Genomic DNA, 14,705 nt, shown 5'->3' on the forward strand with positions numbered 1-14,705 from the left:
AAACAAGGGTTTTATCATCGCAAATATTCTTCGAAGCGCCGCTCAAGATAATTCTGCAGGACGGTCATCGCGGAACAGATGCCCCAGTAAATGAGGGAAGCGACGATGAGCAGCGTCAGCAGGTCGAATTCACGCGCACCGATGATCCGGGCTTTATTGAAGATTTCCGGCACGGTAATCATGGCCGCAAGCGAAGAGGCTTTAATCAGATCGAGCAGCACGTTCGACAGCGGCGGAATTGCGATTCGCACTGCCTGTGGAACGATGATGCGGCGCATGATCTGCCAATACGTCAGGCCGAGCGCCTGTGCCGATTCCCATTGCCCCCGGTCGACGGAAGCGAGGGAAGCCCGGAGGATTTCCGCCATGTAAGCAGCGCTGTTAACACTGAATCCGATGAGCGCAGCCTGCAGTGCGGTAAGCTCAAGGCCGATGATCGGCAAAGCGAAGTAGAGCAGGAACAGGATGACAAGAATCGGCACGCCCCGCATAAATGAGATATAGAGCCTGGCGAACCAGCGGAGCGGCGCGATGCCCGATGTGCGGGCGAGTGCCAGGAAAAAGCCGATGACGAGGCCGGCTGCCATGCTGCCGAGGGAAATAAGTAATGTATACCAGATGCCGCTCAGTACATATGGAAACGACTCGATGGCCAGCTGCGGATTGAACAGAAGCCCCCATTCGATTTCATTCATCCGAAGACTTCACCCGCCCTTCTATTCGATATCCGGCTTCTGCGAAACATCTTCACCGCCAAAGAACTGCTTGGAGAGCTCTGTGAGAGTGCCGTCTTCGCGCATTTCATCCAGTACGCGGTTGACGTTTTCGACGAGCTCTGTATTTTCTGCATTCATCACCAATCCGACTGAAGAAGGATTGAATTTAATGTCCGGATGGATGGTGATGTTCAATTCAGGGAACGCCGACACACCGAATAAAGACAAATAATAGTCGTTTAGAATGACATCTGTGCGTCCGATGGAAACATCCCGCAAATAGACTTCATTTGAGGCATTATCATAAGTGACAGGGATAGCGCCCAGCTCCCGGGAGATATCCATATAAACGGAAGTGGCTGCGCCGGCGGCTTTCTTCCCTTCCACGTCTTCCAGCGTCTCGATCCCCGATAAATCGTCCTTACGAACGACCGCTACACCATAGGAATGTTTAATCGGATCGGAAAATGCGAACTCTTCCTGCCGTTCTTCTGTGATTTCAATGTCATTGGCAGCCATGTCAAGCTGCCCGGTGCTGACACTCGTCAGCATTTCATCGAATCCGAGTTCTGTAAAATCGGCTTCCAAGCCGAGCCGATCCGCTACTTCGCGGGCTACTTCCACTTCAAAACCGGTCAGTTCATCTGTTTCTTCATCATGGAAAGAAGTGGCGAGAAGCGTTCCGGATGTTCCAATCTCGAGCACACCTTCCTCCTGGATCTCGTCCCAAGCGGATGCGGTTTCTTCCGCAGCTTCTTCTTCCGCGCTGCAGGCGCCGAGCAGGGAAACGGATAGGATTCCTGCAGCCAGTTTCCAGCTGTATTTATTAACATGAATGTGCATGTAGTAACCTCCTAAGACTTTAGTTCTTTAACAAGATAGCACTTCCCGGCAGGCAGGGCAACCACTCCAGCAGTTATCGCACTTTTTACGAAAGATTCGTATAATTGTCATTGACCGGCACAGGTGAAAGGAATACATTGAAGTGGAACAGAATAGGAATTTTTACATGAAGGAGGCGGAGAGATGGCTGTTCTCCAAACGCGTCAGCTGGTGAAGAAATTCGGAAATCTCACAGCGCTGGGCGGTGTGGACATCGAAGTGAAAGAGGGGGAGGTCTATGGCTTCATCGGTCCGAATGGCGCGGGCAAATCCACGACGATCCGCATCCTGCTCGGCATGCTGAAAGCGACTTCCGGCGAGGCAGAGATTTTCGGGAAAGATGTATGGAAGGAAGCGGTCGAACTTCACAAAAGAGTCGCTTATGTCCCTGGCGATGTCAATCTGTGGCCGAACTTGACAGGCGGCGAGGTGATCGACCTGTTCATGAACCTCCGCAGCCGGAGTTCTGACGGCAGACGGGAGGAGCTGATCGACCGCTTCAATCTCGACCCGGCGAAAAAGTGCGGGACCTATTCGAAAGGGAACAGGCAGAAGGTGGCCCTGATCGCCGCATTCGCATCCGATGCAGACCTTTATATATTGGATGAACCGACGTCAGGACTGGACCCTTTGATGGAGCGGGTGTTCCAGGAATATGTGCGGGAGGCGAGGGCCGAAGGGAAAAGTGTCTTACTGTCCAGCCATATTCTGTCGGAAGTGGAGAAGCTGTGTGATCGGGTGGGAATCATCCGGAAAGGGGAAATAATCGAATCGGGGACGCTTCAGGAGCTCCGCCACCTGACCCGGACGAATTTCACGGTGGAGACGAAAGAGGTCATCCCTTCCCTCGATTCACTTCCGGGGGTCCATGACGCAACGCTCCAAGGCCGGACCGTCTCTTTCCAGGCGGATGCCTCGGAACTGGACCCGATCCTTCGATATATCAGCGGCTATGGAATTACGAGACTGGAAAGCGCACCTCCGACACTCGAAGACTTGTTCATGCAGCACTATGAGGAAACAGGCGGTGACAAGCGATGAGAAGCGGACAACTCACAGCCGGCACAGGGAGACTCGCAAAATTTGCGCTTCGGAAAGACAGGATCCGGCTGCCTGTCTGGCTGGCATCGATTACGTTATCGACATGGGGAATCGTCCTGATATTCGCTGAAATGTATGCGGAAGAAGCGGAGCGTCAGGCGGTGGCGGCAACGATGCTGAATCCGGCTGTCGTGGCAATGATCGGACCCGGCTACGGGCTTGATAACTATACCTTGGGCGCATTGACTGCCCAACAGCTTCTGTTATTCACCGCCATCGCTGTCGCGATTATGAGTATATTGCTGACGGCTGGCCATACATGCGGTGAAGAGGAAGAAGGACAGCTGGAAATGATTCGGTCACTGCCTGTGGGAAGGCTGGCGAATCCGATTTCAGCGGCGGCTGTCCTTACGGCGGCGAGTGCTGTATTGACCGCGGTCATCGGAATCGGGCTCCGGCTTTTCGGGATAGAGAGCATGGACCTGGAAGGTTCCCTGCTCTATGGCGCGGCACTGGGAGTCACCGGTCTCTTTTTTACAGCCATCACCATCCTGTTCGCCCAGTTGAGTGACAGTGTAAGAGGGACGGTCGGCTTATCGTTCGCTTTCCTGATAGTCACTTATTTGATGCGGGCGGCAGGAGATATCGGCAATGAAGTTCTTTCTTATTTATCTCCGCTCGGCCTGATTCTCCGTGCGGAAGTGTATGTATCCGATTACTGGTGGCCGATCGGACTGACAGCGGCTGCGGCGGCGCTTCTGTTTGCGGCCGCCCTGTTGCTGAACAGCCGCCGGGACCTGGGATCCGGTCTGCTGCCGCAGCGTGCCGGCAGAATGCATGCCGGCGTCTTATTGCGCGGACCGTTCGGGCTTGCTGTACGGATCCAGCGGACAGCGCTCATTGCCTGGTCGGCCGGTCTGTTCGTGCTCGGTGCTTCCTATGGGTCTGTACTCGGAGATCTGGAAGCTTATTTTGCTAATAACGCAGCGCTGCTGGACATGCTTCCGCCGGGAAGCGGCTTTACATTGGCTGAGCAATTCGTGTCTCTCCTTATGGTCGTCATGGCTATGATCAGCACAATTCCGGTTCTGATCACGTTCTTGAAGCTGAAAGGGGAGGAAAAGAAAGGCCGGACCAGCCACGTACTCACCCGATCGGTTCCGCGCGGCCGGCTGCTCCTTGGGTATCTGCTGCTGTCGCTTCTTGTGAGCCTGGGGGTCCAGCTTCTGACGGTCACCGGGTTATGGGCGGTCGGCAATGCTGTGCTGGAGGGCGCTTTCAGCTTCACCATACTTTTTAAGGCCTCAGTTATTTATTTGCCGGCCATGTGGGTCATGCTCGGGCTCGCCGTCCTGCTGCTTGGCTGGCTGCCGAGACGGACGGGCCTGGCTTACTTCTATCTGGCCTACTCCTTTTTTGTCGTGTACTTGGGCGGCATGCTGCAGCTCCCGGACTGGCTGGCGGGACTTTCCCCGTTCGACTATGTTCCGCGGCTTCCGGTTGAAGAGTACGAAGCGGGAAGTATGACGCTGCTGACTTTTGCGGCGCTTGCACTTACGGTGACGGGGATGTACGGTTACAGGAGGCGGGACATCGCAGACTAACTTGTCAGAAAGCAGGGATTACCATGGAAGACCGCTTTGAGCCGGCGGTGCGTTTTGAAAATGTAAACTACTCGATAGACGGGGACCTTATTCTGAAAGAAGTGACGGGGTCATTTCCGAAAGGCCGGATCACCACCATCGTAGGACCTTCCGGGGCAGGGAAATCGACGCTCCTTAAACTGTGCAACGGTCTCATTTCGCCTGATTCCGGCAAAATCCTGATCGACGGCCGGCAAACGGAAGAAATGGACCCCGTCCGGCTGAGGCGAAAAGTCGGGATCGCTCTCCAGGACGCTCCGATGATGGACGGCAGTGTATTCGACAATCTTGAAATTCCGCTGGTGCTTCAAGGGAAGCGGCTGGAACCGGAAGCTGCACAATCGGCGCTGACGGATGTAGGGCTGCCGGCAGGACTTCTTTCGCGTGACAGCCGTGAACTGTCGGGCGGTCAGCGGCAAAAAGTGTCCATCGCCCGGACGCTCATTAACCGGCCGGAAGTGCTGTTGCTGGATGAGATCACTTCGTCGCTCGATCCGGCATCGCAGGCGGAAATCGAATTGCTGATCAAAACGCTTAATGACCGGCACGGGACGACCGTGATCTGGATCACCCATAACATCGACCAGGCTGTCCGGATCGGTGATTATACGTGGGTGATGATGGACGGGAAAGTGGCGGAAACCGGAGAAGCGCTGCTGCTGCATGAGCCGGCGACACTGCAGGTGAGGGAATTCGTGAAAGGAGGACAGGTATGACATACGGTACACTGGCATTGACACTGATTTTCGTGTTCATTCCGCTCGTCCTGACGCGGGTGCTGAACCTCGGTCTTGAAAAAGACCTGCTGATCGCCACCATCCGTTCGGTGATCCAGCTGCTGGCGGTCGGTTACTTGCTCGCGTTCGTCTTTGAGGCGGAAAGCCCGGTGTTCATCCTTCTGATGATTACGCTGATGATTGTGGCAGCGACGCATAACGTCCAGCGGAAAGGAACCGCGATTCCGGGCATTACAGCTAAAGTGGCAGTGACCTTCATATTCATTGAAGTGCTGACACAAGGAATCCTGCTCGGCTTCGGTATCATTCCTGCGACTCCGCAGTACATCATCCCGATCAGCGGGATGGTCATCGGAAATTCGATGGTTCTGGCCATCCTGTTCCTGAACCGCTTCACTGCGGAGGTCGAAGCCCGGCGCGGGGAAGTGGAGCTTTTCCTGTCGCTCGGCGGCACGCCGAAACAGGCGATCCATCCCCGGCTGATGCAGGCGATCAAAGCGAGTATGATCCCGACGCTGGAGAGCCAGAAAACGATGGGGCTTGTCCAGCTGCCCGGCATGATGAGCGGCCTGATCATCGGCGGCGCCGATCCGATCGAGGCCGTCCAGTTCCAGCTTCTGATCATTTTCCTGATCATGACGAATGCGGCGGTCACAAGCGCCATGCTCGGATTCCTTTCCTATCCGACGCTGTTCAACGGACGCATGCAGCTTGTCAGAAAGCTTGAAACGTGAAAAGCCGGCCCGGGCGAAAAATTCCGGAGCGGCTTTTTTTGCTGTGCGAAAGGAGTTCAGGGCTGCAGCTGCGAATAAAACACAGTGGATGATTTTTCATGGAAGAAGGGACGCTCAAGGATGACGCAATTCATGGATCTACTCCCCGCACTTCTCCTGATAGGCGCTCCGCTGCTGGTGCCGCTTTTTTTAAAAAAGCGGGTTTGGGCGATGACCGCGGCGGCAGGTTACGCATTGTACATATTATGGGGCGTGCTGCTTCACTACTCCGCCGACATAACGGAATATGGGACGGGTTACGGTATGTTGATTCCGTTTTATCTTCTGTTCATCACAGTTCTCGGCGTGCTGTTTCAAAAATGGTCGGACAGGAGAAGGAACAGCAGGAACGGACCGGCGTCTGATGATTCAGATGACAGCCGCAGCTGACAGATAGGCGGAGAGGGGGCCGCTGTAGACAAGCTCGAGCTCGTGCGACCGTGCAATGTCTTCCGGTCTGAGGAGTCCTGCCGGCTTGGCGGCAACCCGGACCCCGCCCGCTCGCAGCGCTTCCGCGACAAACTGCACACAGAAAAAGCGATGCTCCCGAACGATTTCTTTTTGGAGCAGCACGCCGAACAGGCCAAGAAAATTGTAGCCGTAAAGGTGCTGGTTTTCTTCGACGGAACGGATCATCCGGCGGATTTGCTGCCCGTCCGTTTCAGAGACGGTGCATTTGAACAGTTCACATTCGGAGCGCAGAAAAAACGGATGATTCAAGTCTTCTTTCGTGAATCCTCCAATGAATGGATTGGCCGGTCTTTTCCGGCCGAAACTGTACACTTCCGTCAGGCGTGAATCAAAAGCGAGGGAACAATGAGAGTACGGATAGTCTGTGAACAGGCTGATGCTCTTTGACAAAACGGTCTTTGTATCCGCGAAAACGATATAAATCTCCATCCCGATCCCTCCAGTACAGAAAGTATAGCCTGAGAAATGCCGGTCAGCTTCCGGCCCAGGCAGGGATTCGGTCTGCGGCTTGAGACTTAATTAAGAAAGGGGAATGAAATGATGGGTAAGTTTACACTTGATGAATTTATTGAACAGACAAAGCAGGACGAACGGGAGAACGAGTATTTCGAACTGGAGACGGAACGGGTGCTCGAAGTGAACCTGACCGACACGGTGTGGGCGAAGATGGGTTCCATGATCTCGTATTCCGGCAGCATCAAATTCGAGCGGGAGCGGATGCTTGAGCACGGCGTCGGCCAGATGTTCAAAAAGGCGCTGACAGGCGAAGGCGCGGCCCTCATGAAAGCGAGCGGGCAGGGCCGGCTGTATTTGGCGGATCAGGGGAAGAAGATTACGATTTTCGATTTGGCCGGCGAGTCGGTTACCGTCAACGGCAATGATCTGCTGGCATTTGAACCGACCGTTTCTTGGGATATCCGTCTGATGAAGCGGATGGCGGGCATGGTCGCCGGCGGTCTGTTCAACGTGCACTTGAGCGGAACCGGCCAAGTGGCGATCACCAGCCACTATGAGCCGCTGACACTGCTCGTAAAACCGGGGGAACCCGTCATCACGGATCCGAACGCGACCGTCGCCTGGTCGGGCAATTTAACGCCGGAATTCCGGACGGACATGAGTTTCCGGACATTCCTCGGGCGCGGGAGCGGCGAATCGATCCAGATGGAATTCAAAGGCGAAGGGTTCGTCATCGTCCAGCCATTTGAAGAAGTGGTCACACCTCCGCCGAGCATGGGCTGATTTTTTTCAATAAACCCGTTGACCTTGACGCTGCGTAAAGGTGTAGAGTGACTGTACAGGAGGTGGACGGCATGGAATACACCGTTCAGAAACTCGCGGAACTGGCGGGCGTCAGCGCGCGGACGCTGCGCTATTACGACGAGATCGGTCTTCTCAAGCCGGGGCGGATACGCACATCCGGCTACCGGATTTACGGTCGCAAGGAAGTGGACCGGCTGCAGCAGATTCTGTTCTACCGCGAACTCGGCATGCCGCTTGAGCAGATTGCCGCTGTGCTCGACAGTCGGGATTTCAGCCGGCTCGAAACGCTGAAGGAACATCGCCGGCATCTCCTGAAAAAACAGCAGCGGCTCTCGCAGTTGCTGACGAACGTGGAAGCCTCGATTTCCGCGGCGGAAGGAGAAACGGTCATGAACGACAAAGCGAAGTTCGAAGGGTTCAAGAAGCGGGCGGTTGAAGAAAACGAAGCGAAGTATGGCGAGGAAGTGCGCCGGAAGTACGGGGACGCGGCTGTCGACCGCTCGAATGCGCAATTTCTCAGCATGACGGAAGAGGGCGCGGACCGCATCAAACGGATTGAAGAAGAGATGTTCACCGCCCTGGAAGCGGGCATGGATGCCGGAGACCCAGGCGGGGAAGCCGCACAGCAGGCGGCGGCCCTTCATCGGGAATGGCTGACTTTCTACTGGGACAGCTATAATCCGGAAGCGCACGCCGGTGTTGCCGACATGTATGTTGCAGACGATCGCTTCAAGGCGTATTACGACAAACAAAGGGAAGGAATGGCCCAGTTTTTGCGTCACGCCATTCATGTTTACGTGAAAAAATGAACTGCAGAAAGACCGGTGCCGATAGGAACCGGTCTTTTTGTTTCATTCTCTGAAATTCTTGCTGTTCGATCAGGGCCTTATATAGTAAGGATACCGTCCGGCATGACAGCGCCGATTCCTGTTTCAGCGTTTTTTCTGAGAGCAAAGAGGGGATGGTATTTTAAGGGTTTTGAAAAGGGTGGAGGGGAAGCGATGAAGAAATTACGGATCGGAATAGCCGGACCGGGCAGCATAGCGAGAAACGTACATATCCCTGGATTTCAGCGGCATCCGGAAACGGAAGTCACAGCTGTATTCAGCCGGTCGAAGGACCGGGCCAGACTGACAGCTGCGGAATTCGGCATTCCTGCAGCCTTTGACAGTTACGGTGAAATGATCGAAACCGGTGAACTGGATGCCGTCAGCATCTGTGTGCCGAACAAATTCCATGCCGAAATGGCCATACAGGCGCTGGAAGCCGGCCTTCACGTTTTCTGCGAAAAGCCGCCGGCCATCAATGCGATGGAAGCTGCCGGCATGGCGGCAGCGGCTGACGCTGCCGGGAAGGTCCTTACATTCAATCTTCACTGGCGCCACAGTCCGCAGACCGATGTAATCCGGATGGCCATCAAAGAGGGGGAATTGGGATTTATTTATGCCGCGCGTATCCGTGCGCTCAGACGCCGGGGAATTCCGGGATGGGGTGTATTCACTGACAGGAACCTGCAAGGGGGCGGGCCGCTCATCGATATCGGAGTGCATATGCTGGACACCGCGCTGTATTTGATGGATTATCCGCCGATCGATGCCGTTTTCGCTGTCGCCCACAAACAAATCGGACCGAATACCCGGCCGGGGCGGATGAGGAATTGGGATCCGCTTGCCTATTCCGTGGAGGATTCCCTGATGGGTCTCATCCGTTTCCGGAATGGCGGGTCCCTGACAATAGAAACGTCTTTCGCGCTGAACATGGCGGAGTCGGAAGTGATGGATATCGAACTGTTCGGAGATGAAGGGGGTGCTTCCGTCTTCCCGCCCCGTCTGTTTCAGGAAAAGTACAATCAGCTGACAGATACGGAGTTCCCTTACTTGAAAGCACAGGACCCGCATGCCCGTTCGATTGCGAATTTTGTGGATGCCTGCTTCGGGAGGCAGCCGATTCTCGTGACCGCCGGTGAAGCGGTGGAGCTGCAGCGGCTGATGGATGCGCTCTACGAATCAGCGGCTGCAGGAGAAGCTGTAAAACTGGGAAAAAGTGACTCGAATAGAGAGGATGGTACTGAATGAACAATGTCCATTTGATTCCGTACAGAGTAGAAGAAATTACGGCTGAAGCCGTCCGGGTTCCGGAAGGCGTAAAGATGATCCAGGCGCCGGACGTCTGGGATGAGGCTGATATGGGGCAAGGAAATGTGATCGCGATCCTCGATACGGGATGCCAGCGTGACCATCCGGATCTGGCAGACCGGATCATCGGCGGGAAGAACTTCACGGGCGATTTCGATGGCGATGAATCGAATTTCGAAGACAATAACGGGCACGGGACCCATGTCGCGGGTACGGCCGGCGCTTCTTACCGTGAAGGAGGCATCGCCGGTGTCGCGCCTAAATCCGACTTGCTGATCGTCAAAGTGCTGAACGGTGAAGGCAGCGGCGACTATGCAGGTATTATTAACGGCATTCATTATGCCATCGATTGGGAAGGTCCGAACGGAGAGAAGACGAGTGTCATTTCCATGTCGCTTGGCGGACCGGAAAATGTGCCGGAACTTTATAAAGCAGTTAAACGGGCGGTGGATGCCGGTATACCGGTCGTCTGTGCGGCAGGGAATGAAGGGGACGACAGCCCGGCGACGGATGAATTCGCTTACCCGGGCGCTTACAGCGAAGTGATCCAAGTGGGGGCGATCGATTTTAAACGGAACATTGCTTCGTTCAGCAACACGAACGATGCCATTGATCTTGTGGCGCCCGGCGTCCAGATTTACTCGACATATCCCGGAAGCAAATACGCCAGCCTGTCGGGCACTTCGATGGCGACACCGCATATTTCAGGCGCACTTGCGCTGATCAAAAATATTGCCGAGCAAGAGTTCGAGCGGAAACTGTCAGAGGACGAACTGTACGCACAGCTCGTCCGCCGCACAGTGCCGCTTGGCTACCCGAAATCCGCCGAAGGGAATGGCCTGCTGGCGCTGGATATTTTGCGCAAGTTCGAACAGCTGTTTAAACTGTTCAATTCCACGTTCGGTCCGCCTGCTGTAAAAAACCGGAAACTGTAGACGCCGACTGCCGTGCACTTATAAGAGGGGGGATCGGATGTTCATCAAGCAGCCGTTCGACGAATTTTTAGGTTTTGAATATGAGCGGACCGGTGACGGGAAAGTGGCCGTAACGCTTCAGGTTAAGCCGCTCCACATCAATAGTGCCGGAGTGGTCCACGGCGGTGTAATTTCGACGCTGGCGGATGTCGCGTTAAGCAACACAATGGAACCTGACGGTGACGGAGTGCAGAAGTCGGTGACGGTCGACTTGAATGTAACATTCCTGAAAGGTGCGAGAAGCGATCGCCTGACAGCTTTTGCTGAAGTAATCAAAGCGGGAAAGGCATTGACACACGCAGACTGCCGGATTGAAGACGAGAGCGGCACGCTGATTGCGAAAGCGAAAGGGGTCTTCTTCAATCGGTAAAGAGTAAAGCGCCGGGAAAGGCCATGCCGACAGTGCCGCCTCCGGGAATCGCATGCGGAAGGAGCGGAAAAAATCAGGAGAACATGAAAAGGAGCTGAATTACATGACACGAGTGATTCCCGAAACAGAAATGTCAGGAAGCACAACGGATATTCTGAGAGAGGGCTACCGGTATATTCCGGATCATATGGAAGAGTTGGGGACGGACATTTACCGGACACGCATATTGGGACAGAAATCGATTGTCATGACGGGACCGGAAGCCGTTGAGCTTTTTTATAATGAACGGTATTTTGAACGGAGCACTGCAATTCCTCCTCGGGTAAGAAGTACGCTTTTCGGCACGGGAGGCGTTCAAGTGCTCGATGACAGGCAGCATAGGCATCGCAAAGCGATGTTTATGTCTCTCATGACGATGCCGCGTTTACAGCTGATCGCTGAAATTGCTGCTGAGCAGTGGGAAAATGCAGCCCGGAAGTGGGAAAAAGAGAAGACGGTCGTCTTATTCGACGAGGCACAGAAAGTGATGCTCCGTACGGCTTGCCGGTGGGCAGGTGTGCCGCTGCAAGAAAAGGATACAGCGAAACGGGCGAAGCAGCTCACGGAATTGGTCGATGCGCTCGGCGGGGTCGGTCCTCGTTACTGGAAAGGGGTCCTCGCCCGGCACTCCGTTGATGAATGGATGGCGGAAGTGATAAAGCAGGAGCGCAGCGGCAAGCTCCGGGCGCCAGAAGGAAGCCCCCTCCGGGTCATATCCCGTCATCAGGAGCTTGACGGCAGCCCGCTCAGCACACACACCGCGGCAGTGGAACTTGTCAATATTATCCGGCCGATTACAGCGATTTCCTGGTATGTCATGTTCGGAGCGATGGCCATGCTCGCCAATCCGGAAACGCGCGGGCGATTGGCGACAGGCGAAGAGACTTATGCCCATATGTTCACCCAGGAAGTCCGCCGATTCTATCCATTCGGTCCATTTCTTGGCGCCCGTGTGCGCCGGAACTTCCGCTGGAAGGATATGCGGTTCAGAAAAGGAGAACTGGTCTTTTTGGATATTTTCGGTATGAACCGGGACGGCCGATTGTGGGAAGAACCGGACCGTTTTATTCCGGAACGGTTCCGCAACTGGACCGGCACTCCATTCGATTTCATCCCGCAGGGCGGAGGAGACCACTACCTCGGGCATCGCTGTGCGGGGGAGTGGGTGACCATTGAGGTAATGCGGGAAAGCATGCAGTTTTTGGCCGGGAAAATTGATTATCGGATACCTTCCCAAAACCTTCATATGGATCTCGGCCGCATTCCGATCATGCCGGAAAGCCGGTTCATCATGACGGATGTACGGTTGAAGCGCTGATCCTGTATACTGGAGGTAAAGAGAAGGACAAGGGGGATCAGTATGTCGGATCTGTTTTACCGGCCCGAACTGAAAGGGCTGTACATCGGCAAACCGAAGCGTCTCAGGAACCAGGAAGGACAGGAACTGCATTCCGGCATTTTCAAACTTCCTGCGGAAGAAGCGATGCTGAGGAAAGAAGGGTTCGATGGGGATGGAGTAGCGAATACAAAAGCGCATGGAGGACCGGACCGGGCAGTGTGCGTATATGGAATCGAACACTACCGTCAGTGGAATCGCGAGTACCGGACCCGGCTGAGTGAAGCGAGCTTCGGCGAGAATCTGCTCGTGGAAAATATGGAAGAAGAAAATGTGCATATCGGCGATATTTTCCGGGTGGGCGAAGCGGCCATCCAAATTACGCAAGGCCGCATTCCGTGCAGTACCATCAACAAGCGCACAGGTCTGCCGAACATTTTGCAGCGGTTCACGGAGACCAGCCATACCGGTTTTTTGTGCCGTGTCATCGAAGAAGGGATCATCCGGCGGGACTCTGCCATTGAAAAAGTGGAAGAAGACCCGCATCGTGTATCGGTTTTTTATGCAAACTCGATTTATTTCAACAATCCTGAGTTCGTTGAAGGGATGCGGAGAGTCACGGATGTTCCGGCACTCGCGGAGAGATGGCGGAAACGGTTTGAAAAAAGGATCGCGGAAGCTGAACTGGCCGAATAAGGACAACCCATTATTGGCTAAAACGTGACAGCGGATTGAAATTCCGTTCATCCGGCGGCTGGCTGAGGCGGCAGGAATGCCTAGTATCTGGTATACTTGCGGACAAGAATACTGGAAAAGGGGTAACTGATTTTGAATCTGTCAAAAAACAAAGTCGGCAAGTTCCGGCTTCTCGGTATCCTGGAGGGCAGTTCATTGCTGCTGTTGCTGTTCATCGCAATGCCGCTTAAGTACTGGGCGGGCTTTCCGGAAGCGGTGACTGTCGTTGGATCCCTGCATGGTGCTTTGTTTACAGTCTATTGCCTTGGCATTCTCTACATTACACTGACTGTCCGCTGGCCGTTCATCTACTCAATCCTGGCATTTATCGTCGCGTTCATCCCTTTCGGGAATTTCGTGCTGGATGGCCGCCTGAAAAAATTCGAAACTGCTTGACCCGGCTGAGCTGCAGCCGGGTTTTTCTGTTCTCGCAGAATACACCTGGAGGCTCTTAAGAAAATGTTTCATTTCGCTGACAGCGGAAATATTAAAAGGAAGGAGACCGTGAAGGAGGAAGGACAATGACGGATGCACAATTGAAAGAACTGAAAGAACGGCTCGAGACAGAGTTGAAAGACGTGGAAGAGCGGCTTGAACATAGAGAAGAATTCAGTAATAACAATGAATTGTCCCAATACGATAATCATCCCGGCGATAATGCGACGGATTTATTCGATAAAGAGCGGGGCTTGGCAATCACTGAATTCAAACAGGAGCAGGCAGATGATGTCAAAGCAGCGCTTAAAGCCATCGAGGACGGCACGTATGGCAGCTGCGTGGTATGCGGAAGGGAAATCCCTTACGAACGTCTGGATGCCATACCGACGGCTCTGACATGTATCGACCATGCAGATCAGCATCCTGACATGGATACGCGGCCGGGCGAGGAAGGCATCATGGAGCCGACCACCGACCAGCCAGTCGAGAAAGAGGACGAACGGCTCCGGGATTTCAACAACAGCTTTGAGGATGTGGAAGATTTCGGCTCATCCGATACACCGCAGGATCAGCCGAACGAGGATCAGGAGAACTTCTACGATGATAATGACACAGGCCGCGACCGCTGATCCGGCGGCCGGGCGAAAACTGTTATTCCGTCAGAGCTTGCCTGTACAGTGAAGGGGTTTTGGCGGCGGACAAAACGGTTATGGTGAAAGATAAGAGTCCTTGCGAAAAAGGAGGGGTACGTTTGGAAAACGCAGTTGTTTTATTTGACGGGGATTGCAACTTCTGTGATTCCAGTGTCCAGTTCATCATCAAGCATGATCCGGCGGGATACTTTAACTTCGCGTCCTTGCAGAGCGAAATCGGGGAGAAACTGTCGGAAGAGTACAATATACCAGATGACGTGGACAGCTTGGTGCTTATTGAGAACGGCAAAGCCTATGTGAAAACAGACGGCGCCCTGCGGATCGCGCATCACCTGACGGGTTTATGGAAACTCGCTTATTACTTGAAGTCGTTCCCGCTTCCGCTGCGGGACGCCGCATACGATACATTTGCGAGAAACCGCTATAAGATATTCGGCCAGCTGCAGGCCTGCATGTTGCCGCCGCCGCACGTGCGCAAACGTTTCTTGGATAAATAACGAAA

18 protein-coding genes are annotated in these 14,705 nt (G+C 54.3%); 15 read left to right on the top strand and 3 right to left on the bottom strand.

Features of this window, described 5'->3' with window-relative positions; genetic code table 11:
* Positions 1-14: 14 nt before the first annotated feature.
* A complete protein-coding gene (locus tag CCE92_RS06305; RefSeq protein ID WP_088006673.1) occupies positions 15-695 on the bottom strand; it encodes an amino acid ABC transporter permease in 681 nt (226 codons plus the stop codon).
* Positions 696-716: 21 nt separating this feature from the next.
* Positions 717-1,559 (bottom strand): transporter substrate-binding domain-containing protein, encoded by an 843-nt coding sequence (locus CCE92_RS06310; RefSeq protein ID WP_088006674.1) that lies wholly within the window; start codon positions 1,557-1,559, stop codon positions 717-719.
* A gap of 183 nt (positions 1,560-1,742) precedes the next feature.
* On the opposite strand from CCE92_RS06310, the gene CCE92_RS06315 reads away from it, so the two are divergent.
* The 5 genes from CCE92_RS06315 to CCE92_RS06335 all read left to right on the top strand — a co-directional run bounded on the left by CCE92_RS06315 (position 1,743) and on the right by CCE92_RS06335 (position 6,182).
* Entirely contained in the window at positions 1,743-2,639 is an 897-nt protein-coding gene (locus CCE92_RS06315) for an ABC transporter ATP-binding protein (protein WP_088006675.1), read from the top strand.
* The gene (locus CCE92_RS06320; protein WP_088006676.1) at positions 2,636-4,243 is read left to right on the top strand and encodes an ABC transporter permease; all 1,608 of its coding nucleotides are present in this window, start codon (positions 2,636-2,638) and stop codon (positions 4,241-4,243) included. The genes CCE92_RS06315 and CCE92_RS06320 overlap by 4 nt, the downstream gene beginning before the upstream one ends.
* A 23-nt stretch (positions 4,244-4,266) precedes the next feature.
* The gene (locus CCE92_RS06325; protein WP_088006677.1) at positions 4,267-4,998 is read left to right on the top strand and encodes an ABC transporter ATP-binding protein; all 732 of its coding nucleotides are present in this window, start codon (positions 4,267-4,269) and stop codon (positions 4,996-4,998) included.
* Positions 4,995-5,753, top strand: coding sequence for an ABC transporter permease (locus tag CCE92_RS06330; protein WP_088006678.1), 759 nt, complete (start codon positions 4,995-4,997; stop codon positions 5,751-5,753). The genes CCE92_RS06325 and CCE92_RS06330 overlap by 4 nt, the downstream gene beginning before the upstream one ends.
* A gap of 132 nt (positions 5,754-5,885) precedes the next feature.
* Positions 5,886-6,182, top strand: coding sequence for a hypothetical protein (locus CCE92_RS06335; protein ID WP_162287821.1), 297 nt, complete (start codon positions 5,886-5,888; stop codon positions 6,180-6,182).
* Here CCE92_RS06335 and CCE92_RS06340 read toward each other — a convergent pair.
* Positions 6,162-6,692: a hypothetical protein gene (locus CCE92_RS06340; protein ID WP_088006680.1), complete on the bottom strand. Its 531-nt coding sequence runs from the start codon at positions 6,690-6,692 to the stop codon at positions 6,162-6,164. The two genes, CCE92_RS06335 and CCE92_RS06340, sit on opposite strands and share 21 nt — an antisense overlap.
* A 111-nt stretch (positions 6,693-6,803) precedes the next feature.
* Here CCE92_RS06340 and CCE92_RS06345 point away from each other — a divergent pair, with 111 nt between their 5' ends.
* The 10 genes from CCE92_RS06345 to CCE92_RS06390 all read left to right on the top strand — a co-directional run bounded on the left by CCE92_RS06345 (position 6,804) and on the right by CCE92_RS06390 (position 14,700).
* The gene (locus tag CCE92_RS06345; RefSeq protein WP_088006681.1) at positions 6,804-7,502 is read left to right on the top strand and encodes an AIM24 family protein; all 699 of its coding nucleotides are present in this window, start codon (positions 6,804-6,806) and stop codon (positions 7,500-7,502) included.
* Positions 7,503-7,573: 71 nt separating this feature from the next.
* The gene (locus CCE92_RS06350) at positions 7,574-8,332 is read left to right on the top strand and encodes a MerR family transcriptional regulator (protein ID WP_088006682.1); all 759 of its coding nucleotides are present in this window, start codon (positions 7,574-7,576) and stop codon (positions 8,330-8,332) included.
* 192 nt (positions 8,333-8,524) lie between these two features.
* A complete protein-coding gene (locus CCE92_RS06355; RefSeq protein ID WP_088006683.1) occupies positions 8,525-9,598 on the top strand; it encodes a Gfo/Idh/MocA family protein in 1,074 nt (357 codons plus the stop codon).
* A complete protein-coding gene (locus CCE92_RS06360; RefSeq protein WP_088006684.1) occupies positions 9,595-10,593 on the top strand; it encodes a S8 family peptidase in 999 nt (332 codons plus the stop codon). Before CCE92_RS06355 ends, CCE92_RS06360 begins: the two co-directional genes overlap by 4 nt.
* Positions 10,594-10,630: 37 nt before the next feature.
* Positions 10,631-11,002, top strand: coding sequence for a PaaI family thioesterase (locus CCE92_RS06365; RefSeq protein WP_088006685.1), 372 nt, complete (start codon positions 10,631-10,633; stop codon positions 11,000-11,002).
* A 103-nt stretch (positions 11,003-11,105) separates the two neighbouring features.
* Positions 11,106-12,359, top strand: coding sequence for a CYP152 family fatty-acid peroxygenase CypC (cypC, locus tag CCE92_RS06370; protein ID WP_088006716.1), 1,254 nt, complete (start codon positions 11,106-11,108; stop codon positions 12,357-12,359).
* Between the two features lie 42 nt (positions 12,360-12,401).
* Positions 12,402-13,073 carry an MOSC domain-containing protein gene (locus CCE92_RS06375; protein ID WP_088006686.1) on the top strand — a complete coding sequence of 224 codons (672 nt, stop codon included), beginning with the start codon at positions 12,402-12,404 and terminating at the stop codon, positions 13,071-13,073.
* Between the two features lie 138 nt (positions 13,074-13,211).
* Positions 13,212-13,508 (top strand): DUF3817 domain-containing protein, encoded by a 297-nt coding sequence (locus CCE92_RS06380; protein ID WP_088006717.1) that lies wholly within the window; start codon positions 13,212-13,214, stop codon positions 13,506-13,508.
* Between the two features lie 125 nt (positions 13,509-13,633).
* Positions 13,634-14,179, top strand: a complete 546-nt coding sequence (locus CCE92_RS06385; protein WP_088006687.1) for a TraR/DksA C4-type zinc finger protein — start codon at positions 13,634-13,636, stop codon at positions 14,177-14,179.
* A 122-nt stretch (positions 14,180-14,301) separates the two neighbouring features.
* Complete coding sequence (locus CCE92_RS06390) at positions 14,302-14,700, top strand: thiol-disulfide oxidoreductase DCC family protein (RefSeq protein WP_088006688.1); 399 nt, start codon at positions 14,302-14,304, stop codon at positions 14,698-14,700.
* The last annotated feature ends 5 nt before the right edge of the window (positions 14,701-14,705 follow it).

The organism is Indiicoccus explosivorum, assembly GCF_002167005.1.
Taxonomy (GTDB): Bacteria; Bacillota; Bacilli; order Bacillales_A; family Planococcaceae; genus Indiicoccus; species Indiicoccus explosivorum.